The organism is Kribbella pratensis (genome assembly GCF_004366075.1).
Lineage (GTDB): Bacteria > Actinomycetota > Actinomycetes > Propionibacteriales > Kribbellaceae > Kribbella > Kribbella pratensis.
Genome location: NZ_SODU01000001.1, coordinates 2,958,405 through 2,981,265, shown reverse-complemented (window position 1 = coordinate 2,981,265; position 22,861 = coordinate 2,958,405). Strand labels below are relative to the sequence as shown.

Annotated in this window: 24 protein-coding genes; 14 read left to right on the top strand and 10 right to left on the bottom strand. The window is 68.0% G+C overall.

From position 1 onward, the window contains the following. The first annotated feature begins 5 nt into the window (after positions 1 to 5). Genes EV137_RS14305 through EV137_RS14285 form a run of 5 tightly spaced genes read left to right on the top strand, consistent with a single transcriptional unit; the run spans position 6 to position 4,830 of the window. Positions 6 to 1,391 (top strand): phosphomannomutase/phosphoglucomutase, encoded by a 1,386-nt coding sequence (locus EV137_RS14305; protein WP_134129081.1) that lies wholly within the window; start codon positions 6 to 8, stop codon positions 1,389 to 1,391. Beyond that, complete coding sequence (locus EV137_RS14300; RefSeq protein ID WP_133790278.1) at positions 1,392 to 1,595, top strand: Trm112 family protein; 204 nt, start codon at positions 1,392 to 1,394, stop codon at positions 1,593 to 1,595. A gap of 10 nt (positions 1,596 to 1,605) precedes the next feature. Further along, the gene (locus EV137_RS14295; RefSeq protein WP_133997652.1) at positions 1,606 to 2,682 is read left to right on the top strand and encodes an SIS domain-containing protein; all 1,077 of its coding nucleotides are present in this window, start codon (positions 1,606 to 1,608) and stop codon (positions 2,680 to 2,682) included. Then, the gene (gene manA, locus EV137_RS14290) at positions 2,676 to 3,842 is read left to right on the top strand and encodes a mannose-6-phosphate isomerase, class I (RefSeq protein WP_133997648.1); all 1,167 of its coding nucleotides are present in this window, start codon (positions 2,676 to 2,678) and stop codon (positions 3,840 to 3,842) included. Before EV137_RS14295 ends, manA begins: the two co-directional genes overlap by 7 nt. 28 nt (positions 3,843 to 3,870) lie before the next feature. Next, entirely contained in the window at positions 3,871 to 4,830 is a 960-nt protein-coding gene (locus EV137_RS14285; protein WP_133997644.1) for a cation diffusion facilitator family transporter, read from the top strand. Positions 4,831 to 4,862: 32 nt separating this feature from the next. Here the strand turns inward: EV137_RS14285 and EV137_RS14280 are convergent, their stop codons facing one another. After that, the gene (locus EV137_RS14280; protein ID WP_202870919.1) at positions 4,863 to 5,501 is read right to left on the bottom strand and encodes a TetR/AcrR family transcriptional regulator; all 639 of its coding nucleotides are present in this window, start codon (positions 5,499 to 5,501) and stop codon (positions 4,863 to 4,865) included. Between the two features lie 88 nt (positions 5,502 to 5,589). Here EV137_RS14280 and EV137_RS14275 point away from each other — a divergent pair, with 88 nt between their 5' ends. Then, positions 5,590 to 6,972 carry an MFS transporter gene (locus tag EV137_RS14275; RefSeq protein ID WP_134129077.1) on the top strand — a complete coding sequence of 461 codons (1,383 nt, stop codon included), beginning with the start codon at positions 5,590 to 5,592 and terminating at the stop codon, positions 6,970 to 6,972. On the opposite strand, the gene EV137_RS14270 is transcribed toward EV137_RS14275, so the two are convergent. After that, positions 6,969 to 7,328, bottom strand: a complete 360-nt coding sequence (locus EV137_RS14270) for a MerR family transcriptional regulator (RefSeq protein ID WP_130382469.1) — start codon at positions 7,326 to 7,328, stop codon at positions 6,969 to 6,971. The genes EV137_RS14275 and EV137_RS14270 overlap by 4 nt on opposite strands. Before the next feature lie 109 nt (positions 7,329 to 7,437). On the opposite strand from EV137_RS14270, the gene ahcY reads away from it, so the two are divergent. Then, a complete protein-coding gene (ahcY, locus tag EV137_RS14265) occupies positions 7,438 to 8,874 on the top strand; it encodes an adenosylhomocysteinase (protein WP_133790292.1) in 1,437 nt (478 codons plus the stop codon). Positions 8,875 to 8,945: 71 nt separating this feature from the next. Here ahcY and EV137_RS41850 read toward each other — a convergent pair whose 3' ends face one another. Continuing rightward, complete coding sequence (locus EV137_RS41850; RefSeq protein ID WP_305000153.1) at positions 8,946 to 9,944, bottom strand: RDD family protein; 999 nt, start codon at positions 9,942 to 9,944, stop codon at positions 8,946 to 8,948. Positions 9,945 to 10,025: 81 nt separating this feature from the next. Between EV137_RS41850 and EV137_RS14255 the strand changes: the two genes are divergently transcribed. After that, entirely contained in the window at positions 10,026 to 11,021 is a 996-nt protein-coding gene (locus EV137_RS14255; protein ID WP_134129075.1) for a stage II sporulation protein M, read from the top strand. 69 nt (positions 11,022 to 11,090) lie between these two features. Continuing rightward, complete coding sequence (locus EV137_RS14250) at positions 11,091 to 11,858, top strand: DUF1206 domain-containing protein (protein WP_238175291.1); 768 nt, start codon at positions 11,091 to 11,093, stop codon at positions 11,856 to 11,858. On the opposite strand, the gene EV137_RS41770 is transcribed toward EV137_RS14250, so the two are convergent. The 6 genes from EV137_RS41770 to EV137_RS14225 all read right to left on the bottom strand — a co-directional run bounded on the left by EV137_RS41770 (position 11,830) and on the right by EV137_RS14225 (position 16,688). Beyond that, the gene (locus tag EV137_RS41770) at positions 11,830 to 12,114 is read right to left on the bottom strand and encodes a DUF899 family protein (protein ID WP_255517779.1); all 285 of its coding nucleotides are present in this window, start codon (positions 12,112 to 12,114) and stop codon (positions 11,830 to 11,832) included. The two genes, EV137_RS14250 and EV137_RS41770, sit on opposite strands and share 29 nt — an antisense overlap. Before the next feature lie 20 nt (positions 12,115 to 12,134). After that, positions 12,135 to 12,593 (bottom strand): DUF899 family protein, encoded by a 459-nt coding sequence (locus tag EV137_RS41765; RefSeq protein WP_255517778.1) that lies wholly within the window; start codon positions 12,591 to 12,593, stop codon positions 12,135 to 12,137. Positions 12,594 to 12,631: 38 nt separating this feature from the next. Beyond that, positions 12,632 to 14,218, bottom strand: coding sequence for an ABC transporter permease (locus tag EV137_RS14240; RefSeq protein WP_134129071.1), 1,587 nt, complete (start codon positions 14,216 to 14,218; stop codon positions 12,632 to 12,634). Further along, entirely contained in the window at positions 14,215 to 15,111 is an 897-nt protein-coding gene (locus EV137_RS14235) for an ABC transporter ATP-binding protein (protein ID WP_133997626.1), read from the bottom strand. Before EV137_RS14235 ends, EV137_RS14240 begins: the two co-directional genes overlap by 4 nt. 2 nt (positions 15,112 to 15,113) lie before the next feature. Beyond that, positions 15,114 to 15,716: a TetR/AcrR family transcriptional regulator gene (locus EV137_RS14230; protein ID WP_133997623.1), complete on the bottom strand. Its 603-nt coding sequence runs from the start codon at positions 15,714 to 15,716 to the stop codon at positions 15,114 to 15,116. Positions 15,717 to 15,821: 105 nt separating this feature from the next. Continuing rightward, entirely contained in the window at positions 15,822 to 16,688 is an 867-nt protein-coding gene (locus EV137_RS14225) for a phosphotransferase (RefSeq protein ID WP_202870918.1), read from the bottom strand. Between the two features lie 171 nt (positions 16,689 to 16,859). On the opposite strand from EV137_RS14225, the gene EV137_RS14220 reads away from it, so the two are divergent. From EV137_RS14220 to EV137_RS14200, 5 genes are all read left to right on the top strand, one after another. Next, positions 16,860 to 18,656, top strand: coding sequence for an ABC transporter substrate-binding protein (locus EV137_RS14220; RefSeq protein WP_134129069.1), 1,797 nt, complete (start codon positions 16,860 to 16,862; stop codon positions 18,654 to 18,656). A gap of 37 nt (positions 18,657 to 18,693) precedes the next feature. Beyond that, a complete protein-coding gene (locus EV137_RS14215) occupies positions 18,694 to 19,716 on the top strand; it encodes an ABC transporter permease (RefSeq protein WP_134129067.1) in 1,023 nt (340 codons plus the stop codon). Further along, positions 19,713 to 20,600: an ABC transporter permease gene (locus EV137_RS14210; RefSeq protein WP_133997614.1), complete on the top strand. Its 888-nt coding sequence runs from the start codon at positions 19,713 to 19,715 to the stop codon at positions 20,598 to 20,600. The genes EV137_RS14215 and EV137_RS14210 overlap by 4 nt, the downstream gene beginning before the upstream one ends. Further along, positions 20,593 to 21,537, top strand: a complete 945-nt coding sequence (locus tag EV137_RS14205) for an ABC transporter ATP-binding protein (RefSeq protein ID WP_238175290.1) — start codon at positions 20,593 to 20,595, stop codon at positions 21,535 to 21,537. The genes EV137_RS14210 and EV137_RS14205 overlap by 8 nt, the downstream gene beginning before the upstream one ends. A gap of 75 nt (positions 21,538 to 21,612) precedes the next feature. Next, positions 21,613 to 22,494: an ABC transporter ATP-binding protein gene (locus EV137_RS14200; RefSeq protein WP_238175289.1), complete on the top strand. Its 882-nt coding sequence runs from the start codon at positions 21,613 to 21,615 to the stop codon at positions 22,492 to 22,494. Between the two features lie 43 nt (positions 22,495 to 22,537). On the opposite strand, the gene EV137_RS14195 is transcribed toward EV137_RS14200, so the two are convergent. Beyond that, positions 22,538 to 22,789, bottom strand: a complete 252-nt coding sequence (locus tag EV137_RS14195; protein WP_134129061.1) for an amphi-Trp domain-containing protein — start codon at positions 22,787 to 22,789, stop codon at positions 22,538 to 22,540. Between the last annotated feature and the right edge of the window lie 72 nt (positions 22,790 to 22,861).

The following is a 22,861-nucleotide window of genomic DNA, read 5'->3' as shown; positions in this document are numbered from 1 at the left end:
CGTGCATGGTTGATGTTGCGGGGATCTTCAAGGCTTATGACGTCCGGGGGGTTGTGCCGGACCAGTTGGACGAGTCGGTGGCCCGGGCGACGGGGGCTGCGTTCGTCGAGGTCCTGGACGTGCTCGGCGGGCCCGGCGCGGTCGTCGTCGGGTACGACATGCGGCCGTCCAGCCCGGCGCTGGCAGCCGCGTTCGCCGAGGGCGTGGCCAGCACCGGCGCGGACGTGATCGACATCGGCCTGGCCTCCACCGACCAGCTGTACTTCGCGTCCGGGCGGCTCGACCTGCCCGGCGCGATGTTCACGGCCAGCCACAACCCGGCGCAGTACAACGGCATCAAGATGTGCCGCGCGGGCGCTGCTCCGGTGGGCTCCGACTCGGGGCTGCGCGACATCGCCGACCTGGTCGCGAAGGCCCTGACCGAGGGGCCGTCGGCCGGGTCCACCAGCGGTCACATCACGCACAAGGACCTGCTGACGGCGTACGCCGACCACCTGCACAATCTGGTGGACCTCAGCGGCATCCGCCCGCTCACAGTGGTCGTCGACGCCGGCAACGGTATGGGCGGCCACACCGTCCCGGCGGTGTTCGCCGAGGGGCCGGTGACGATCGTCCCGCTGTACTTCGAGCTCGACGGCAGCTTCCCGAACCACGAGGCCAACCCGCTCGACCCGAAGAACCTGGTCGACCTGCAGGCCAAGGTCCGCGAGACCGGCGCCGACCTCGGCCTCGCCTTCGACGGCGACGCGGACCGCTGCTTCGTGGTGGACGAGAAGGGCGACCCGATCTCGCCGAGCGCGGTCACCGGTGCGGTCGCCGTACGGGAGCTCGCGAAGCACCCCGGCTCGACCATTCTGCACAACCTGATCACCTCCAAGGCTGTGCCGGAGCTGATCGCCGAGCACGGCGGTACGGCGGTGCGAACGCGGGTCGGGCACTCCAACATCAAGCAGAAGATGGCCGAGACCGACGCGGTGTTCGGCGGCGAGCACTCGGCGCACTACTACTTCCGCGACTTCTGGCGCGCCGACACCGGCATGCTGGCCGCACTGCACGTCCTCGCCGCACTGGGTGAGCAGGACAAGCCGGCCAGCGAGCTGTTCGCCGAGTACGAGCGGTACGTCGCGTCCGGTGAGATCAACAACAAGGTCGAGGACGCGGCGGCGACCGTCGCGGCGATCGAAGACACATATTCTGGCGTCGACGGCGTGACCGTCGACCATCTGGACGGGTTGACCGTGTCGGCGGGACAGTGGTGGTTCAACGTCCGTGCGTCGAACACGGAGCCGTTGCTGCGGCTGAACGTCGAGGCAGCGGACCGGCCGGAGATGGAACGCGTCCGCGACGAAGTACTGGCCCTGATCACCGGCGCATCGGTGGAGGAGAACTGAATGGCAGTCAATCTGGACCCGGACCTGCTGAGCATCCTGGTCTGCCCGAAGTGCCGCTCGGAGTTCCGCGTGGACGACGAGGCGAACGAGCTGATCTGCACCAACGCCGCCTGCGGGCTGGCGTACCCGGTGCGTGACGACATCCCGGTGCTGCTGATCGACGAGGCCCGGGACACCAGGGAAACCACCGCGACAGAGAGCTGACACCGAGCTGATGAGCGTCTTCGACGACACCCGGCTGGACGACCCGGCCGCACTCCAGGCGGCGGACCACCTGCTGCGCCGGCTGGCGATGGCCGGTGCGCGGATCCGGGCCGAGCTCGAAGCGTCCGAGGACGTGCTGACCAAGCTGGAGTCCGACGGCTTCCGGCCGCGGGCCGTGGTCGCCGCCGGTCGGGACGCCCGGCTGGTCCGGGCGGTACTGGAGCCGGTCTGCCCGGTTCCGTTCCTCGCCTGGCCAGGACCGGGGCTACCCGGGTGGGCCGGTCCGCTGGACCTGGTGATAGTCCTCGGTGGTGCTGCCGAGGACACGGAGGCAGTGTCCGCCGCGGGCGAAGCGGTACGGCGTGGGTGCGGGCTGATGGTGGCTGCGCCGGAGGACTCACCCGTGGCAATCGCCTCGGCCGGTCTCCGGCATGCGATCCGGCTGCCGTCCCAGTCGGACGACCAATTGGCTGCCGCAGTCGCCGTACTGCAGGCGCTGCACCAGATGGAGCTGGGCCCGGAGGTCGACCACAAGTCCGTTGCGGCGTTGCTGGACGACGTTGCGATCGAATGCTCGCCCAACAACGACGTGTCGTCCAACCCGGCGAAGGAGCTCGCTCTGGTGCTGGCGGACGCGCTGCCGCTGGTCTGGGGTGGCTCTGTCCTGGCTGCGCGTGCTGCCCGCCGTGTCGTCGAGGCGCTGCGGCTGGCCAGCGGACGGCCGGCGCTGGCTGCTGACGCAGGCCATCTCCTGCCAGTGCTCAACCAGCCGCCGCGGGACCTGTTCGCCGACCCGTTCGACAAGCCGGAAGAGCTACGCCCAGCGCTGATCATCCTGGACGACGGTGTCGACGAGGCCGGCATCGCCGACACCCGTCGCAAGCTGGAGTACAAGGCCGAGGCACACGACGTCCGCGTGCACACCATCAGGCAGGCCAATGGCACGGACGTCGCCCGGTACGCCGCTCTGACCCAGCAGGGCCGGTACGCCGCGGCGTACCTCGGGATCGGCCTCGGCCGGTACGGCATGGCGACCGTGGACGACCCGGTCGAGCCACGCAACCCCTCGGAGGACCCGGCGTGGTAGTCCCGCTCCAGAACACGATCCGCGACTACGCGTGGGGTTCGCCGACCGCCCTCCCCGAGCTCCTCGGGGTGCAGCCGACCGGCGAGCCGCAAGCAGAGATGTGGATGGGCGCACACGAGTCCGCCCCGTCGGTGCTGCCGAACGGCGACACCTTGTACGACGTGGTGTCCGCGGATCCGGCCGCGGTGCTGGGCGCGGAGACGGCCGAGCGGTTCGACGGCCGGTTCCCGTTCCTCGCGAAGCTGCTCGCGGCCGCGCAGCCGTTGTCGATCCAGGCGCATCCGTCCCGGGACCAGGCGATCGACGGCTACGCGCGCGACGAGGCGGACGGGATCCCCCGGGACGCCGCGGACCGGAACTACAAGGACGCCTGGCCGAAGCCGGAGATCCTGATCGCGCTCGAGCCGTTCGACGCGCTGGTCGGTTTCCGGCCGCTGGAGAGCACGGTCGCGCTGCTGGACGCCCTCGGACCCGCCGGATTCGGCGACCTGACGGACCTGCTGCGGAACGGCAAGCTGCGCGAGGCGTTCACCGATTTCATGAGCCGGGACCGGGACGCGATCCGTCCGCTGGTCGCCGCGCTGGGGTTCGCGATCGACACCTACACCGGTGACGCGTTCGCGTTGGAGCGCGAGACGATCTCGCGGCTGTGCGCGGATTTCCCGGACGATCCCGGCGTACTCGCGGCCCTGCTGCTGAACCGGGTGCGGCTGCAGCGGTTCGACGCGGTGTACCTGCCGGCCGGGAACGTGCACGCGTACCTGCGGGGGCTCGGCTTCGAGGTGATGGCGAACTCGGACAACGTGCTGCGCGGTGGGCTGACGAGCAAGCACGTCGACGTACCCGAGCTGGCTTCGGTGGTGGACTTCTCGCCGCTCGTCGATCCGGTGCTCACCGCGACCACGGTCGGCGACGGCGTCGCGACGTACGAGACAGGTTGTGAGTACTTTGCTGTGCACCGTGTCGATCTGGCGTCCGGCGAGCGCACGCTGGACGGCGCCGGACCGCGGATCGTCTGTTGCGTCGACGGGACGGTCGATGCTGTCGGCAAAGAATCTGCTGTGAAGTTGTCCGCAGGGCAGTCGGCGTTCGCCTCGGGAACCGAAGGACCCTGTACCCTGCGTGGTTCCGGCACGGCGTTCGTCGTGTCCGCACGCTGATTTCACTCGACGGAGGACCTGAACAACCATGGCTGGTGGCGGAAACAAGGCCGTTGTCGCGGCTTTGCTGGCGAACACGGGGATCGCGGTCACCAAGTTCGCCGCCTGGGCGCTGACCCAGTCGGCGTCGATGCTGGCCGAGGCGATCCACTCGCTCGCCGACGCGGGCAACCAGGTGCTGCTGCTGGTCGGCGGTCAGCGGGCCAAGCGGGCGGCCGACGAGCTGCACCAGTTCGGGTTCGGCCGGGAGCGGTACGTCTACTCGTTCATCGTGTCGATCGTGCTGTTCAGCGTGGGTGGTCTGTTCGCGCTGTACGAGGGCTACCACAAGGTGCACGACCCGCACGGCATCGACAACTGGAAGTGGGTTCCGGTCGCGGTGCTGGTGGTCGCGATCGTGATGGAGAGCCTGTCGTTCCGGACCGCGATCGTCGAGGCGAACAAGGTGCGCGGGCAGGTGCCCTGGGTGCGGTTCGTCCGGAACGCCCGGGCGCCCGAGCTGCCGGTCATCCTGCTGGAGGACTTCGCGGCGCTCACCGGTCTGGTGCTGGCGCTGATCGGCGTCGCGCTGACGCTTGCCACCGGCAACGGTGTGTTCGACGGCCTGGGTTCGATGGCGATCGGTGCGCTGCTGGTCGCCGTGGCGATCTTCCTGGCGATCGAGATGAAGTCGCTGCTGCTGGGCGAGTCCGCGACCCGCGAGGCGCAGCAGAAGATCGTCGCCGCGATCGAGAACACCCCGGGTGTGCAGCGGCTGATCCACATCAAGACCCTGCACCTCGGTCCCGAGGAGGTCCTGGTCGCCGCGAAGCTCGGCGTCGAGCCGACCACCGACGCGGCCGTCGTCGCCGGGATCATCGACGCGGCCGAACGCGCCATCCGCGAGGCCGAGCCGATGAGCCAACACATCTACCTCGAGCCCGACGTCTACGTCGAGAACCACGTCCCCGACGAGCGTCCCGCCGTACCCGAGGCCCCCTCGCACTAGGTCCTGTCTGGTGATGGATCACCAGACAGGACCTAGTCGCGGTACGCGTAGTACTGCAGGAACATCTCGACGCCGGTCTCGATGAGTTTGCCGGTGGTGTGCTCGTCGAGGGTGGCGCCGTACGTGCTGTGGACCAGGTGCGGGTAGAGGACCAGTGCGTACAGCTGGAGGATCGCGGTGTCCACGTCGGGCATGGTCAGACGGCCGGCCGCGATCAGGCGCTCGAAGGCCGCCGCGAGAGTGGGGCGGGCTCTGTCCGGCCCGTGCTCGCGCCAGGCGGTGCCGAGCTCGGGGAAGCGCCGCACCTCGCTGGTGACGAGCTGGCGCAGCGCCAGCATGTCGGGCTGCGTCATGCTGGTGACCCAAGCCCTTGCGGTCCACTTGAGCGCGGCGCGGAGGTCGTCGGACTCCGCCAGGCGCTGCGCCGTACCGGCGATGACCTCGGCCAGCGCACCCTCGAGCGCGTCGCCGATGACGGCCGTGAACAGCGTTTCCTTGGTGCCGTAGTGGTTGTAGACGGTCACCTTCGACACGCCTGCCTCGGCCGCGATCGAGTCCACCGAGGCGTCGAACCCGTCCCGGACGAACGCGGCCCGCGCGGCCGGGATGATCGCCTCCCGTTTGCGCGCCGCCCGGTCACCGGTGAGCTCCCGCGGAGCTGACTTCGCCACGATCCAGGAGTCTAGCAAATATCTGAACTGAACGGTTGAGTTCATCTGAACTGTTCCGTACAGTTCGGATTATCCCTGAGGAGGAGTCATGGACCGGAGGAAGTCCGCGGCGCTCGCGCTGTTGTCGTTCGCGATGCTGATCGTGTCGCTGGATCAGTACATCGTCGTCGTCGCACTCCCGGAGATCGGGCGCGAGCTCGGATACTCCGCGCACACTCTGCAGTCGGTGATCAGCGCCTACGCGATCGCCTCGAGCGGCTTCCTGCTGTTCGGCGGCCGCGCTGCCGATGTGCTCGGGCGGAGGCGGATGCTGATGACCGGCCTTGCGCTGTACGGCGTTGCGTCGCTGGCCGGTGGTCTGGCGACCGGACCGGCCTGGCAGTTGACCGCGCGGGCGGTCCAGGGACTTGGTGGCGCACTGGTGTTCCCGAGCACGCTGGCGATCATCAACACCATGTTCGTGGAGGGCCGCGACCGGAACCGCGCACTCGGCATCTGGGGTGGGTCAGGGGCGGCTGGTCTGGTGATCGGCGTACTGCTCGGTGGTGCACTGACCCGGTTGTTCGGTTGGGAGGCGGTGTTCTTCGTCAACCTGCCTTTGGTCGGTGTAGCGCTGCTCCTCGCTGTGCCGCTGCTGGATGGCGGGCGTCCGGAGGTCCGTCGGTTGTTCGACCTGCCAGGGGCGTTGACGGCGACCGGCGCGGTCACCTTGCTGGTGTTCGCGCTGGTGCAAGGTCCGGCGCTCGACTGGAGCATCCTCGTCGGGATCTCTGTGATCGCGGTTGTCCTGCTGGTGGCCTTCGTCGGGATCGAACGGCGCAGTCCGGATCCACTGGTTCCACCGAACCTGCTGAGGAACCGGGTCCTTGTCGTGGCGCTGGTGATCGCGTTCCTGTTCATGGCGACGTTCGGGTCGCTGCTGTACTTCCTGTCCCTCTACTTCCAGGACGTGCGTGGGTACGACCCGTTGCAGACCGGTTTGGGATTTCTGCTCCCCACCGCAGTGGTCGTGGCCGGGTCGACGATCGCCGGGCAGGCGGTAACTCGTTTCGGGTTGCGCCGTACGTTGCTCACTGCGCTGGCGGTCGGAGCTGCCGGAGCGGTGGTCCTGGGGCTCGGCCTGTCGGCCGATGGGTCGTACGTCGTGCTCGTCCCGGGCCTCGTGCTGGTGAGTATCGGGGACGGCGCGGTGTTCACGATGATGTTCATCGCCGCGGCCACCGGGGTGCCCGACCGGAAGCAGGGGGTCGCGTCGGGCCTGGTGTCGACCAGTTCGGGGATCGGTGCGTCGGTGGGGCTCGCCGTACTGGTGCTGGTGGCCAACGCGCACACGTCGGGGCTTGTTGGTGAAGAGCTGCGGCTGGCGGCTGCGGACGGGATCCGTACCACCGTGTTCGTGATTGGTGCGGGGATCGTCTTGACGTTGCTGTTCGCCCTGCGGCTGCGCAAACCCGCAGCGGTCTGCAGTTAACGCGGTTTCGGGGGCAGTACGCCGGATCGTCCCAGCCATCTGAGCGCGCGGTCGCGGTCGATCTGGGCCTGGGTGGGTGGGGCGGTGAGGCGGCCGGTGCGGTACCCGAGGTTGCGGATGTCCGCGGCCACGGACGGTTCGGCGAGCGCTCTCAGTGCGAAGGCGAGCGCGGCCGGGGTCACGTCGTACCGGCGTTCGAGGTCGAGCGCGAGCTGGACGGCGGCCAGGTCGCGTTCGTCGTACTGGCGCTGCGCCGTGTGTTCGGAACGGGAGCGGGGGAGCAACCCCAGTGCCTCCCGGTAGCGCAGCATGCGCGGAGTGGTACCCAGTTGGCGAGCGGCCTCGGTGATGCGCATAGCATCAATCCTGACATTTCGGTGTCAAAAATGCGCCTGGAGCGATCAAACCGCGTGGCTCGGCCCTCTAGGCTCAGCACGAACCAATCACTGTCTTCAGGGGAGCGGCATGACCTTCGACTACAAGGTGGCGGACCTCGGCCTGGCCGAGTTCGGGCGCAAGGAGATCCGGCTGGCCGAGCACGAGATGCCCGGCCTGATGGCGATGCGCGCGCAGTACGGCGAGAGCAAGCCGCTGGCCGGCGCGCGGATCATGGGCTCGCTGCACATGACGATCCAGACCGCGGTGCTGATCGAGACGCTGACCGCGCTCGGTGCCGAGGTGCGCTGGGTCTCGTGCAACATCTTCTCCACGCAGGACCACGCCGCCGCCGCGGTCGTCGTCGGCCCGGACGGTTCCGCCGAGAACCCCGCCGGTGTGCCGGTGTTCGCCTGGAAGGGCGAGACGCTGGAGGAGTACTGGTGGTGCACCGAGCAGGCGCTGAAGTGGCCGGGCGGTGACGGCCCGAACATGATCCTCGACGACGGCGGCGACGCCACGATGCTCGTGCACAAGGGCACCGAGTTCGAGAAGGCGGGCGCCGTACCGGACCCGTCGACCGCTGACTCCGAGGAGTACGGCGTCGTCCTGAAGCTGCTGACGCGCACGCTGCAGGAGGACCCGCAGCTGTGGACGACGATCGGCCAGGGCATCAAGGGTGTCACCGAGGAGACCACCACCGGCGTGCACCGGCTGTACGAGATGCACAAGGCCGGCGCGCTGCTGTTCCCGGCGATCAACGTCAACGACTCGGTGACCAAGTCGAAGTTCGACAACAAGTACGGCTGCCGGCACTCGCTGATCGACGGCATCAACCGCGCCACCGACGTACTGATCGGCGGCAAGGTCGCGGTCGTCTGCGGGTACGGCGACGTCGGCAAGGGCTGCGCCGAGTCGCTGCGTGGCCAGGGCGCACGGGTGATCGTCACCGAGATCGACCCGATCTGCGCGCTGCAGGCGGCGATGGACGGATACCAGGTGACGACCGTTGACGACGTGGTCGGGATCGCCGACATCTTCGTCACCACCACCGGCAACAAGGACGTCATCACCGCCGACCACATGGCCGCGATGAAGCACCAGGCGATCGTCGGCAACATCGGCCACTTCGACAACGAGATCGACATGGCCGGGCTGTACAAGACGCCGGGCGTCGAGCGGGTCAACATCAAGCCGCAGGTCGACGAGTTCCGGTTCCCGGACGGTCACACGATCATCGTCCTGTCCGAGGGCCGGCTGCTGAACCTGGGCAACGCCACCGGGCACCCGTCGTTCGTGATGTCGAACTCGTTCACCAACCAGGTGCTGGCGCAGATCGAGCTGTTCGTGCGGACCGCGGAGTACCCGACCGACGTGTACGTGCTGCCGAAGCACCTCGACGAGATGGTCGCCCGGCTCCACCTCGACGCCCTCGGCGTCAAGCTCACCGAGCTGACCAAGGAGCAGGCGGCGTACCTCGGCGTTCCGGTCGAGGGGCCGTACAAGGCTGAGGCTTACCGCTACTGAGCGGACCGCTACGCAGACAAAACCCCCTCCCAACGGTCGGAAATGGCCGTTCGGAGGGGGTTTGCTTGCGTTCAGGACCACCGATCTGACTCGTTGCTGCCTGGGGCGGCCCAGCCTTGGGCGTTCACCGTCGCGGGGCGGGTTGCTGACGGTGGGGCGGGCGGGGCGAACGGGCCCGCGGTGGGTGGGGGCGGCGGGAGGACGCCGTACGGGCTGGGCGGGGCGAACGGGCCGGCGGGTACTGCGTACGACGGCGCGGGGGCGGCGGGGGCGGCGTACGGGTTGGGGGCGAAGGGGCCGGTTGGGGTGGGGCGTTGGGTGGAGAGGCGGTTGAGTTCGCGGCGGCGGCGTTCGGCGAGTACGGCGGAGAGGTAGGCGGGCGCGATGATCTGGGTCGGCGGTGCGGGGGCGATGACCGCGGCTACGCGGGCGGCCAGTGCCTCGCCGAGGGCGTGTTGTGCGCCGGGGAGGAGCTCGGCGTACCGGGACAGGTAGTCGCGGGCCGCGTTGGCGAGTTCGTCGGACAGCCGAGACAGTTCGAGCGATTGCGCCCACTGGACCAGGTGGCCGGGGACGAACAGCGGCGGTGACGCCATCGACTGGTGCCGTTCGCGAATGACGACCGTACCGGCGACCATGTCCCCGATCCGCTTGCCCTGCTTGTTCATCAGGCTCGCCACGATTCCCGGGCAGGCCGCGAACCACGGCGCGAAGTCGACGAAGAACCACATCAGCGTCCGCACCAGCGCGTGCCGGAACCGGATCGAGCTGCCGTCGTCGCGCACCACCTTCAGCCCGAGCACCATCTTGCCCAGCGTCCGCCCCCGGGTGAGCGTCTCCATCACGACCCGATAGCCGACCACCACGAGCAGTACGACGATGAAGATCAGCGCCACCGCCAACGCCTCACTGGACTCGCTCCCGAACAGGAACCCGGCCAGCAACGCGAGCAGTACGGTCAGCACGATGCCCTGTAGCGCCATGTCGATCGCACACGCCAGGGCCCGCGTCGGCATCCGGGCGATCCGCACCTGGAGGACAACCGCTTCGCCGGTGACCAGCTGAGACACTTCGCCGCCCCCTCCCCCTGTAGACACGGTAGACACTCGGTCCGGTTAGTCTGCCACCAGTCGGGTGGAGGAGGTGTGGCGGTGGACGTAGAAGCGTTTGTCTCGGTGCACCAGCCGCAGTGGGACCGCCTGGCCTACCTGACCCGTCGCCAGCGCCGCCTGTCCGGTGCGGAGGCCGAAGAGCTCGTAGTGCTCTACCAGCGCGTCGGCACCCACCTGGCCGCGCTGCGAGCAGCCGGAGCGGATCCGGTGTCGATCGGTCGCCTGTCCGGGCTGATCGCCGACGCGCGAGGTGCCGTGACAGGTGCGCAGGCACCCGTCTGGCGTGACATCTCGAAGTACTTCCTGGTCAGCTTCCCGGCCGCGCTCTACGCGTCCAGACGCTGGTGGGTCACCATCGGTCTGCTCTTCTACCTGGTCGCGGCCTGGACCGCCTGGCGGGTGCTGGCGCACCCGGAGGTGGTGGACTCGATCGGTACGCCGGACCAGATCAAGCAGCTCGTCGAGCACGACTTCGAGTCGTACTACTCGGAGAACCCCGCACAGGACTTCGCACTCCGTGTCTGGATCAACAACGCCACGATCAGTGCCGCCGTACTGGCACTCGGCATCCTGCTGATTCCGTCCGTCTTCATCCTCTGGGACAACGCGCTCAACCTCGGCCTCAGCGCTGGGCTGATGATCAGCCACGACAAGGGCGGTCTGTTCTTCAGCCTGATCACCCCGCACGGTCTCCTCGAGCTGACCACGGTGTTCGTCGCGACCGCGGCCGGCCTGCGTCTCGGCTGGTCCTGGGTCGTACCGGGGCCACGCACCCGCATGCAGTCCGTCGCCCGGACCGGCCGCGCCACCGTCGGTATGGCGATCGGCCTCGCCGCGGTCCTCCTCGTCACCGGGCTGATCGAAGCGTTCGTCACACCGTTCCTGCCCGGCCCGGTCCGCATCACCATCGGCATCCTCGCCGAGCTGGCGTTCTTCACCTACGTCTGGACCCTCGGCCGTCGAGCTCACCGCCAGGGCGAGTACGGCGACATCGACGAATCGGACCGCGAGGCCACCGCACCCGTCTCCGCCTGACCGTTTCTGCCCGACCGCCTGCCCGACCGTTTCTGCCCGACCGTTTCTGCACTGGGCACCGGTCAGAGCGTGAACAACGCCCAAGAAGTCCGCTACAGCAAGACGTATGGCATGGCGATCACGACCGGCCTGGTCGCGTACGGCGTCGTACACCTGCTGGTCGCCTGGATCGCCCTGCAACTCGCCTTCGGCAAATCGTCGCAGGAGGCCTCGCAGCAAGGCGCTCTGCGGGAGCTGGCCGGCAAACCACTGGGCGGTGTGCTGTTGTGGATCGTCGCGATCGGACTGTTCGCACTGGTCGTGTGGCGGGTTCTGGAGCTCGGGTGGGGATATCTGGACCTGCACAAGAAGGTGTCCTCGGTGGGCCGCGCGATCGTCTACCTCGTGCTCGGTGTGAGCGCGGTGAAGGTCGCTGTCGGCTCCGGCAGTTCGAGCGGCGGCCAGGAGCGTACGGTTTCCGCCCGGCTGATGGCGCACGGCGGGGGCCGGGTCCTGATCGTCGCCGTCGGGGTCGCGATCATCGGGATCGGCTGCTATCAGGGGTACAAGGCGATCACGAAGAAGTTCACCGAGGACCTGGTCGGCGGTGTCTCGGAGGTGACCATCCTGCTGGGCCGGATCGGGTACTTCGCGAAGGGGATCGCGTTCGTCGTGGTCGGTGTGCTGTTCGGCTGGGCGGCGATCGACTACGACCCGCAGAAGGCCGGCGGTCTCGACACGGCGCTGCACACGATCAAGGACCAACCGTCCGGCCCGGTCCTGCTGACCGTACTGGCGGCCGGCATCGCAGCCTTCGGCGTCTACTGCTTCAGCTGGTCCCGGAACGCCCGCCGCTGAGATCGTCGTCGCGGCCCGCCTCGATCCGCGACCACTGGGCGATCGGACGGCCGTGGATGGTCTTCGGGAGCTTGGGCTCCTCGGTGGCCCACTGCCGCGGCCAGCCGTCCGGAGAGTCTTCGTACGGCTCCTGCCGCCCATAGACCGTCAGGTCCATCAGCGCGTAGTTGTTGTCCATCACCTCGACGCCACGCATGGTCGTCCAGTACGTCTCGTAGACGCGGTCGGCCTGGCGCACGTACGAGATGAGGTACATCTGTCCGATGTTGCGTCCGGTCAGCAGTTGGTCCAGGGAGCCGAGAGCGGAGACCACGGCATGGTCCAGCCCATGAAGTCGCGGTACGCACGGCTCTCGGCGTACGGGCCTTGGCAGAAGACTGCGAAGGTGATGTCCCGTGAGTGCAGGTACGAGATCTCCTGGACCTGCCCGGTGCACCACGTGCACCCCTGGCACTGCTCCGCGGCTGGGTGACCCGTGTGCCACATGTAGTAGTACGCGAGCAGCTGCTTACGGCCGTCGAACGCGTCGAGCAGGGTGACCGGCCCGTCCGGACCGGTCACCGTGACGCTCGCATCGACCTCGACCATCGGCAGCCGCCTGCGTTCCGCGGCGATCGCATCGCCCTCGCGGGTGTGTGCCTTCTCGCGGGCCCTCAGTGCCTGGAGTCCCGCGTCGAACGTCTCCCGGTCGACGACCGGCGGAAGGGCAGTTGTGTCGGCAATGGCTCGTCTCATATCGGGTACGTCGGAGCCGGCCGCCGACTCTCGACACGCTACGCCGGCAGATCCCGTCGACGAAGCCCGACCAGGCCGGCGACGCCGACGAGGAGCGCGATCGCGAGCAGGACGAGGAACGGACCGGCCGACACCGAGCCGCCCGGTAGCGACGGAAGATGGGTGAACGGCGAGATGTCGCGGATCCAGTCGGCGGTGCTGACGCCGGCGCTCACCAGGCCGATCAGGATGCACACCGTCGGTCCGGCCCAGGACGCCATCGAGGCCTGCGGGAAGAACCCGATGATCGCGACCGCGATCGCGGCCAGTACCCAGACGGCCGGCAACTGCGCGAGCGCCGCACCGATCAGTCGCGGCAACTGTCCACCCACATCACCGATCGCCACGCCGTACGCAAGCCCTTCGGCCACGCCGGCGGCGAGCAGCGCGACAGCCGGACCCAGCAGGCTGAACACAAGATGGCTCGCGGCCCATTGCCAGCGACTGGTCGCAGTCGCCAGGACCGGCTCGACGCGCCCGCTGCTCTCCTCGACCCGCATCCGCAACGTCGCCTGGACGGCGTACGCCGAGGCGATCAGGCCGACGAGCGTCATCACGCCGGCCAGGAACGAGTCGATCAACCCGGCCGCGCCGCCCAGCCGCTGGAACATCTCCTGGATGCCCGGGTCGTCGCGCATCATGTCGCCGACGCCCTCGGCGACCCCGCCGAAAAGCAAGCCCAGCAAGGCGAATCCGACCGTCCACGCGGCGAGCAGCCCGCGGTGCAGACGCCACGCCAACCCGAGCGGCGACCCGAGCGTCCCATCCGCAGGACCGAGCCGATCCGCCAGAATCCCCGCCCCCACATCCCGCCGCACAGCGAGACTCACCGCAACAGCCACCAGCAGAACGGTGACCGCCAGTAGGACGACCGCCAACCACCAGCGGTTCTGGGCATATGGGTGGATCCGCTGCGCCCAACCGATCGGCGACACGTAGGACAACCACGCGAGCGGGCCATCCGTATGCGCGCTGGTGTCCCCAGCGGCCCGCAGTACATAAGCCCCTCCGAGCACACCGATCGCGATCCCACGCGCAGTACCAGCGCTCGCAGTCAACTGCGCCGCGACCGCACCAACCGCCGCGAAGAACCACCCGGTGCCCGCATAGACGAGGCCGATGGCAACCGACCCGGACAGTGGCAGGTCCTGACTGTGCATGCCGAGGGCAAGCAGTACGGCGAGCACGAGGTTCGCACCGAGGACCGTGGTGAGGGCCGCCGCGAGCTGCGCATGCCGCCCGACGACAGTTGCCCCAAGCAACTCGCGCCGCCCGGACTCCTCCTCGACGCGGGTGTGCCGGATGACCGTGAGCAGGCTGATCAGACCGATCATCACCGGTACGAAGCCGAGTCGCCAGGTGACGAACTCGCCAAGGCTCGGCCCGGAAAGTTCGCCGTACAGGGTGATGAAGCCGGCGTTGCCCGCGTACTTGACCCGCGACTCCGGTGTCGGGAACAGGTCGCCGTACTCCTGCACGTAGCTCACCGAGATCGCCACGAGCAGTACGATCCACAGCGGCAGTACGACGCGGTCGCGGCGCAGGATCAGCCGGATCAGGCCGCCGGTACCCGCCAGCGACTTCATTTCACGGCCTCGGGTTCGTACAGCCGCAGGAACAGTTCCTCCAGCGACGGCGGCTGGCTGACGAGACTCCGTACGCCGATCTCCGTCAAACGCCGCAGTACCGGGTTGATCTCGTCCGTGTCGACGTCGAAGCGGACGCGGCCGTCGTCGACCTGCAGATCGTGGACGCCGTTCAGCTGCGCCAGACCGTCCATCGGGCCGACCAGCTCGGCCTGGATCGACGTACGGGTGAGGTGGCGCAGCTCGTTCAGCGTGCCGCTCTCGACGGCGCGGCCGGCCCGGATGATCGTGACGCGATCACACAGCGCCTCGACCTCGGACAGGATGTGGCTGGACAGCAACACGGTCCGGCCTTCGCGGTCGCTGATCTCCTGCACGACCTCGCGGAAGACCTCCTCCATCAACGGATCCAGCCCACTCGTCGGCTCGTCGAGCAGCAGCAGCTCGACGTCGGACGCGAACGCGGCGACCAGCGCGACCTTCTGCCGGTTGCCCTTCGAGTACGCGCGCGCCTTCTTCCGCGGATCGAGGTCGAAACGCTCGAGCAGCTCGGCCTTGCGCTTCTTGTCCACGCCGCCGCGCATCCGGCCGAGCAGGTCGATCGCCTCGCCGCCGGAGAGATTCGGCCACAGCGTGACGTCACCCGGCACGTACGCGAGCCGCCGGTGCAGCTCGGTCGCGTCCGACCACGGGTCGCCGTCCAGGACCCGCGCCGTACCCTCGTCCGCCCGGGTCATTCCGAGCAGGATGCGAATGGTGGTGGTCTTCCCCGCGCCGTTCGGGCCGAGGAACCCGTGCACCTCACCGGTTCGCACCGCGAGGTCGAGACCGTCCAGGGCATAGGTCCGTCCGAACGACTTGACCAGACCTTCCGTGCTGATCGCAGCCGGCATGATCACTTCTCCTGATTCCGCATGTTGTCGACTTGTTCCTGGGTGAGCAGCGGGATCGTGAAGACCTCCATCAAGGCCTGGCCGATCCGGTTGTAACCCGCCGCTGTGGTGATGTCCTCGCCGAGCGCCTTCGAGACCTGGTCGCGGAACACGAACACGCTGAGCTTGATCGCGGCCAGCGCGGCGGCGTACCCGCGCCGGTCCTTGGGGTTGATCCCGTAGCTGGTGGTCCACTCCTCGACCGCGTCGACACCCTCGAGGAAGAGCGCGGTCGCGGTCTCCGAACCGTCCATCATCGAACGCACGATGTAGAGCTGCAGCGGGAACGCGACCGGGTGCAGCGCCAGCGGATCGAGCCCGCTGAGGTCGTGGTCCTGGGTGAGCTCGGCGCCGATCTGGAGCATCCGCTCCTTCGCATAGCGGTCACACGCCTCGCGCAACGACTCCTTCGAGCCGAAGTGATGCCGCACCAACCCCGACGAAACCCCCGCCTCGGCCGCGATGTCCCGGATCGAGGCTCCCTCGATCCCCCGCTCCCCGAACAACCGGATCGCCGCATCCCGAATCCGGGCCCGAGCCGTCAAGTCATCCGCCGGACGCTCCATTCCCAACTCCTCTCCCTACACACAAAAGCAAACTACTACACGATCGTGTAGTCAAGCCCATGGGTGTCCCCGGTCGGTGGAGACAGGAAGTGGTGGGTGGGGTTTCTACTGACCGTCCAGTCGGCCGGCCATCGTGTCGAGGGTTGGCCAGGGAGGGCCCTCGCGCAGGACGCGGAGGAAGTCGTTTCCCCAGCGCCGCCCGTTCGGGAATTGGTCGCCGACGTCCCAGCGCCACGCTGCGACCATCGCAAGAACGAGTTGCCGGCAGTCGTCCAGCAGTTCTTGGTCGACGCCTGGGTACTGCGCGCAGACCGCCTCGGGTACGTGGGCGAGATCCAACTCGACGGGTCCACGGCAGCACGTCTCGAGGTCGATGAACAACGCGCCGTACGTCGTGCTGAGCACATTGCCTGGATGCGGCTCGCCGTGGAGCAGCTGCTCCTCGGCGCCACGCTCGTCGATCGCCCGACGTACGCTTCGTAGCCTGCTGCTGAGGAACGTGCGGTCCGCGTCGGGGAGCTCCGGGGAGAGGCTCGGGTCGGCGACGATCTTCTCCGCCTCGGTGATTCGATCCGAGAAGTGTGGACTCGCCATCTCGACCTTGCGCATGCCGACGTGCAGCTGCTCCAGCGCCTTGGCGTAGTCGACTGGTGAGACGTGAGGTGTCGCGGGCTCGTAGTAGGTCCACAGCGTCACCGCGAAGCCGTCGCGCGTGTACACAAGCGGATCCACCCGAGGCTCCAAGGCGGCCACCGGGGATCCGACTTCGGCGAGGCGTTGTGCGAGCTCGACCTCGAACTGTGCGACCTCTTGCCCCACCGGGGCGACCCGGGCGAAAACGTCGCACGGCGTCAGCCGCAACGCCAGCTTGTTCGAGTTGTGCAGGACGATTGCGTCGTTCGCAGCCAGGCCGAGCGATCCGGCGATGGACGTCGCAGTCGCGATCGCACGCGTGACCTCGGACATCTCCATGACGTGGTGAGGCTACCGTCGCGAGCTTGTTCTGTCCTCTGGATTTGCCGGGCCTGGCCGGTAAGAAGGTTACTTCGGTGTGACAAAGCTTCGTACCTTGTTGACAGCGGGGTGGTTGCTGGTGTGGGTTCTTCCCCAAACACCAACACCAGCTGAAGGTGGGGCGGCCCGATGAGGAAGTTGTTGGCGGTGCTGGCGGCGTTGTGCGTGCTGGCGGCGGTGCCGGGTACGGCGATGGCGGCCGATCCGGCGCCGAAGAAGGTCATCAAGATCGGGGTCACCCAGGCGGTCGACTCCATGAACCCGTTCCTCGCCGTACGGCTGGTGACGGGATCCATCCAGCGGATGATCTACGGCTTCCTCACGGTGCCGGACTCGAAGACGCTGCAACCCAGCCCGGATCTGGCCGAGTCCTGGACGACGTCGCCGGACGGGCTGACCTGGACGTTCAAGATCCGCCAGGCGAAGTGGTCGGACGGGCAGCCGATCACCGCCGACGACGCGGCCTGGACGTTCAACAAGATGATGACCGACGACGCCGCCAAGACCGGTAACGGGCCGGCGGTGGAGAACTTCGCGAGCGTCACCGCGAACGGTCAGGAGCTGACCATCAAGCTGAAGGCGCCGCAGGCGTCGATGCTGGACAACCCGGTGCCGATCATGCCCAAGCACGTCTGGGAGAAGGTCAAGGACATCGGCAAGTACGACGCCGAGGTCTACCCGACCGTCGGCAGCGGACCGTACGTCGCGGTGGAGCACAAGAAGGACCAGTTCGTCCGGCTGGAGGCGAACCCCGACTACTGGCGCGGCCGGCCGAAGATCGACGAGCTGCAGATCATCTTCTACGACAACCCCGCGGCCTCGATCGTCGGCCTGAAGAAGGGTGACATCGACCTGATCGGCCGGCTGAACCCGTCGGACTTCGAGTCGCTGAAGGGCGACGACAACATCGTCCAGTGGAACACGCAGGGCCGGCGGGCGACGTACCTGCAGGTCAACCACGGTGCGACGACCAGCGACAACAAGCCGATCGGCGACGGGCATCCGGCGCTGAAGGACCCGAAGGTGCGGACCGCGCTGCACTACGCGATCGACAAGCAGAAGCTGGTCGACGAGGTCCAGGGCGGACTGGCGAAACCGGCCGACGGGTCGATCATTCCGCCGCTGTACAAGGACTTCTTCTGGGAGGCGAGCGGCGCCGAGAAGATCACGTTCGACCTCGCGAAGGCGAACAAGATCCTCGACGACGCGGGGTACAAGAAGGGCGCTGACGGCGTCCGGACGATGCCGGACGGGTCGCGGAAACTGCAGTTCCGGTTCAGCATCCACACCGATGCCCCGGTCGAGGACAAGCTCGCCGAGTACCTGACCGGCTGGTTCAAGGAGGTCGGCATCACGCTGACCACCAAGCGGCTCGACTCCAGCAAGTTCACCGAGGAGACCGGTACGACGGCACTCTTCGACATCGCGATCAGCGGGTGGTCGGTGAACCCCGACCCGGAGGAGGTGCTCGGCACGCACCTGTGCAGCCGGCGCCCGACCGCGTCCGGTGACGGCGGCGGCACCGAGTCGTTCTACTGCGACCCGACGTACGAGAGCCTGTACCTGGAGCAGCAGAAGGAACTCGACCGCGGAAAGCGCGCGGAAACGATCAAGAAGATGGAGGAAAGGCTCTACACCGACGCTCCGGTGATCGCGCTCTACTACCCGAACGATCTCGAGGGCTACCGCAAGGACCGGATCGCCGGCATCACGCCGATCCCGGAGGACAAGGGCCTGCTGTACGGCGGTTCCGGGTACTGGCCGTTCTACACGCTCGAGGCAGTGTCGAAGGACGGCGCGTCGGCCGACGGAGGCGGATCGAGCACCGGCGTGATCGCGGGCATCGCGGCCGGGGTCGTCGTACTCGCCCTTGCCGGCTTCTTCGTCCTGCGCCGCCGCAGCGGCGCGGCTGACGAACGCGAATGACGCTGTCATGGCCGCGCCTCCCGCGACGGGAGGCTCCATGACCACCGCGGTCGAGGAGCTGGAGCAGACGCCTGTCCGTCATGGTTTGTTGCGTTATGCAGCGACCAAGGCGGGTGGCGCGTTGCTCAGCATCGCGATGGTGATCGTCGCGACGTTCTTCCTGTTCCGGTTGCTGCCGGGCGATCCGGTCCGGGCGCTCGCGCAGGGCCGGAACATGACGCCGGAGCAGCTGGACCTGGAGCGCGCGCGGCTCGGGCTGGACAAATCGATTCCCGAGCAGTTCCTGCACTTCGTGGGTCAGACGCTGCGGTTCGACCTCGGGGTGTCGTACGAGTACAAGCGGCCCGTCCTCGACCTGATCGGCGAACGGATCGGGTCGACGCTGCTGCTCACCGGCACGGCGCTGGTGGTCGCGGTGAGCCTCGGTCTCTGGCAAGGAGCACGGGCCGGATGGAAGCCCGGCAGCAAGTTCGACAAGGTGTCGACCGCCATCTCGCTGGTGCTGTGGTCGGTGCCGACGTTCTGGCTCGGGCTGCTGCTGTTGATGGTGTTCGCGGCCGGAATCGGGCCCATTCCGGGGATCTTCCCGACCCGCGGGAGCTCGAGCGTCGACAAGCCGGACGGGTTCGCCGGCGTACTGGATGTCGCGCAGCACATGGTGCTGCCGTGCCTGACACTGGTCGCTGTCGTCTACGCGCAGTACCTGCTGGTGATGCGGTCGTCGGTGATCGACGAGGTCGGGCAGGACTACATCACGACCGCGCGGGCGAAGGGTTTGCGCGACGACGACATACGGCGCAAGCACGCCGTACCGAACGCGCTGCTGCCGACCGTGACGCTGGTGTTCATGCGGATCGGGTTCGTGGTCGGGGGTGCCGTGACGGTCGAGGCGATCTTCAGCTGGCCGGGGCTCGGGCAGCTGTTCTACGAAGCGATCCGGGTGCCGGACTTCACGTTGATGCAGGGCACGTTCCTGCTGATCACGGTGTCGGTGATCCTCATGAACACGTTGGCGGACGTCGTGTACCACCTGCTGGATCCGCGAGTGAGGTCGGCATGAGCAACGTGACCTGGGTACGCCGTCGGCGCGCCATCGGACGGTTCTGGGCGGATTTCCGCACGCACCGGGCCGGTGTCGCCGGGTTGGTGATTCTCGCCGTGGCCGTAGTCCTGGCACTGCTGGCGCCGCTCTTCATCGACTCCAGCGTGACGAACGTGGTGAGCGGCACCGGCGCGAAGATGGCGCCGCCGAGTCTCGACGATCCGTTGGGGACGGACGAGTCGGGCCGGTCGGTGTTGCTGATGATCTGGTGGGGCTCCCGGACCTCGCTGCTGATCGGGTTCCTCGCCGCACTGCTCAGCATGGTGATCGGGACCGTGCTCGGGATCGCGGCCGGGCATTTCCGGGGCTGGATCGGTGCGGTGATCCTGCGGGTGACCGACTGGTTCCTGGTGCTCCCGTCGCTGGTCACCGCGCTGGTACTGGCGGCGATCCTGGGCGGTTCCACCGCGACGATCATTGTCGCGATCGGCGTGACGTCCTGGCCGTCGACGGCGCGGCTGATCCGTGCGCAAACGTTAGCCGTGGAGGCACGCCCGTACATCGAACGCTCCTTGGCGCTCGGCGCCGGCCATTGGCACATCACGACGCGCCACGTGCTGCCGAACGTCGCACCGTTGCTGCTGGCAAGTACGACGCTGGAGGTCGCGAGTGCGATCGTCACCGAGTCGACGCTGGCGTTCCTCGGCGTGAGTGCGAACAAGACCTCGTGGGGCACGATGCTGCGCGGTTCGTACGACTGGGGTGCGGCGACCGCCGGCGCCTGGTGGTACATCCTCGTGCCCGGTCTGTGCATCGTGACGGTGGTGATGGCGTTCACCTTGTGTGGAAGGGCTTTGGAGACTGTGCTCAATCCCCGGCTGCGGACGCGTGCCCATGCTTGAGCTCGACGAGTTGTCCGTGACGTACCGGCTCGAGTCGTCCGACGTGCCCGCCGTACGGGGAGTTTCGCTGCAGCTGGCGGCCGGCGAGGCGCTCGGGCTGGCGGGGGAGTCGGGATCGGGGAAGTCCTCGGTCGCGCTCGCGCTGCTCCGGCTGCTGCCGCGCTCCGCCGTCGTCGGTGGGCGGGTGATGCTGGACGGCGAGGACGTGCTGGCGATGAAGTGGGGCCGGCTACGGGCTGTCCGGTGGTCGTCGGCGTCGATCGTTTTCCAGGGCGCGCAACACGGGCTGAACCCGGTGCAGCGGATCGGCGATCAGATCGCGGAACCTCTGCTCGTCCATCGGCAGGCGTCTGGCGCGGACGCGTCCAAGCGAGTACGAGAACTGCTGGCGCAGGTCGGGTTGCCGGCGTGGCGCGCACGGAGTTACCCGCACGAGCTGAGTGGTGGCCAACGGCAACGAGTGATGATCGCCATGGCCCTGGCGTGCGAGCCGCAGCTGATCATCGCCGACGAGCCCACGACCGCGCTCGACCTGATGGTGCAGGCGCAGGTCCTGACGCTGATCCGCAAGTTGATCGCGGACCACGGCATCTCGTTGCTGATGATCTCGCACGACCTGTCGGTCCTCGCGGATGTGTGTGATCGGCTGGCCGTGATGTACGCCGGGCGGCTGGTCGAGGTCGGCCCTTCGTCCGGGCAGTTCCAGCATCCGTACAGTCAAGCACTGGCGGCCGCTTTCCCGACCGTCGGCGATCCCGCGTCCCGCCTCGCCCCGCGCGGGCTGCCCGGCGATCCGCCGGACCCACAACAGTTGCCGGGTGGTTGTGCGTTCCACCCGCGTTGCCCGGTCGCACTCGAGTCGTGTGCGACTTCCGACGTACAACTGCGGGCGTCCGGGGCCGACCGGGCCGCCGCCTGCGTCCTGGTAGGGGAGTGACTCTTGCTAGAGGCAACTGATCTGCACGTGGAGTTCTCCGGCCGTGGCGGACGCCGGGCGCGGGCGGTCGACGGCGTGAACCTGTCCGTCGGGGCCGGCGAGATCGTCGCCCTCGTCGGCGAGTCGGGCTGCGGCAAGACCACGCTCGCGCGCACGCTCCTCGGGCTGGAACGTCCCACGTCCGGCCAGATCTCGTACGACGGAACACCGCTGAGCTACTCCGGCCGCGCGCTGCGGGCCTTCCGCCGCGAGGTCCAACTCGTGCTGCAGGACCCGATGGGATCGCTGAATCCTCGCCATACCGTCTACGAGGCGGTTGCCGAAGGCCCCCGGATCCACCGTCTGCCCGACGAGGAAGCGGTGGTAGCCGACGCCCTCGCGCGTGCCGGGCTGCGACCGCCGGAACGGTTTTTCCAGCGTTTTCCGCACGAGTTGAGTGGTGGCCAGCGTCAACGCGTCGTCATCGCCGGCGCCCTGGCGCTCGACCCCAAGGTGCTGATCGCCGACGAACCCGTCGCGTCCCTCGACGCCTCGGTCCGTGGCGAGATCCTCTCGCTCCTGCTCCGGCTCCGCGACGACCTCGGGCTGTCCGCGCTCGTCGTCACCCACGACCTCGGCCTGGCCTGGAACATCGCCGACCGGGTCGCGGTCATGTACCTCGGCCGCATCGTCGAGTCGGGCCCCACGGAGGACGTCCTGAAGGATCCGCAACACCCTTATACGCAAGCGCTTCTGAGCGTTCTCCCCGAGTCCCCGAATCGCATCGTCCTGACCGGCGAACCTCCGGACCCGACCCGCATCCCCACCGGCTGCCGCTTCCACCCCCGCTGCCAACTCGTCGCCGCGGGCAAAGGCACCGAAGCCTGCACGACCCAGCCCCTGCAAGTCCTCCCCGCCACCACCGCCCCCCAAGTCTCCTGTCACGTAGCCGACCTGGTGGGTCGGGACAGGAAATAGTGACTGGAGACCTGCTATTGCATGTCTCCAGTCACCACATCAGTCAGACCTCAGCGTCCTGCTCAGGTCCCTGATCGGCGTCGGCCAGCGCCCAGGTCAGTTGGAACTCGACCTCTTCCTCGTCCTCCCCGCGTTCGTGCTCGACACTGATCCGCGCGCCCGCCGGCACCGTGAACCGCTCACCGGCGACCTGGATCCGGAACGGCTTCCCCGCCTCCAGCGCGTCCGCCAACCGCCGCAGCTTGGCGGCGAACTCGCTGACCGAGTAGTCCTTCTCGACATCTCTCTCACTCATACCGCAATCCAATCAGCCCTCAGGTTCTTCCACCCATTGACAATAGTTAACAAGTGATAGAACTATTGCGGT

Excerpts from the sequence above, each read along its gene's own strand:
- EV137_RS14275 (WP_134129077.1), top strand. The coding sequence starts at position 5,590 with ATGGACCGGAGGAAGTCCGCGGCGCTCGCGCTGTTGTCGTTCGCGATG.
- EV137_RS14305 (WP_134129081.1), top strand. The coding sequence starts at position 6 with ATGGTTGATGTTGCGGGGATCTTCAAGGCTTATGACGTCCGGGGGGTT.
- EV137_RS14240 (WP_134129071.1), bottom strand. The coding sequence starts at position 14,218 with ATGAAGTCGCTGGCGGGTACCGGCGGCCTGATCCGGCTGATCCTGCGC.
- EV137_RS14220 (WP_134129069.1), top strand. The coding sequence starts at position 16,860 with ATGAGGAAGTTGTTGGCGGTGCTGGCGGCGTTGTGCGTGCTGGCGGCG.
- EV137_RS41770 (WP_255517779.1), bottom strand. The coding sequence starts at position 12,114 with ATGTACCTCATCTCGTACGTGCGCCAGGCCGACCGCGTCTACGAGACG.
- EV137_RS14295 (WP_133997652.1), top strand. The coding sequence starts at position 1,606 with ATGAGCGTCTTCGACGACACCCGGCTGGACGACCCGGCCGCACTCCAG.
- EV137_RS14195 (WP_134129061.1), bottom strand. The coding sequence starts at position 22,789 with ATGAGTGAGAGAGATGTCGAGAAGGACTACTCGGTCAGCGAGTTCGCC.
- EV137_RS14215 (WP_134129067.1), top strand. The coding sequence starts at position 18,694 with ATGACCACCGCGGTCGAGGAGCTGGAGCAGACGCCTGTCCGTCATGGT.
- EV137_RS41765 (WP_255517778.1), bottom strand. The coding sequence starts at position 12,593 with ATGAGACGAGCCATTGCCGACACAACTGCCCTTCCGCCGGTCGTCGAC.
- ahcY (WP_133790292.1), top strand. The coding sequence starts at position 7,438 with ATGACCTTCGACTACAAGGTGGCGGACCTCGGCCTGGCCGAGTTCGGG.
- EV137_RS14225 (WP_202870918.1), bottom strand. The coding sequence starts at position 16,688 with ATGGAGATGTCCGAGGTCACGCGTGCGATCGCGACTGCGACGTCCATC.
- EV137_RS14235 (WP_133997626.1), bottom strand. The coding sequence starts at position 15,111 with ATGCCGGCTGCGATCAGCACGGAAGGTCTGGTCAAGTCGTTCGGACGG.
- EV137_RS14210 (WP_133997614.1), top strand. The coding sequence starts at position 19,713 with ATGAGCAACGTGACCTGGGTACGCCGTCGGCGCGCCATCGGACGGTTC.
- EV137_RS14285 (WP_133997644.1), top strand. The coding sequence starts at position 3,871 with ATGGCTGGTGGCGGAAACAAGGCCGTTGTCGCGGCTTTGCTGGCGAAC.
- EV137_RS14205 (WP_238175290.1), top strand. The coding sequence starts at position 20,593 with ATGCTTGAGCTCGACGAGTTGTCCGTGACGTACCGGCTCGAGTCGTCC.
- EV137_RS14300 (WP_133790278.1), top strand. The coding sequence starts at position 1,392 with ATGGCAGTCAATCTGGACCCGGACCTGCTGAGCATCCTGGTCTGCCCG.
- EV137_RS14230 (WP_133997623.1), bottom strand. The coding sequence starts at position 15,716 with ATGGAGCGTCCGGCGGATGACTTGACGGCTCGGGCCCGGATTCGGGAT.
- EV137_RS14270 (WP_130382469.1), bottom strand. The coding sequence starts at position 7,328 with ATGCGCATCACCGAGGCCGCTCGCCAACTGGGTACCACTCCGCGCATG.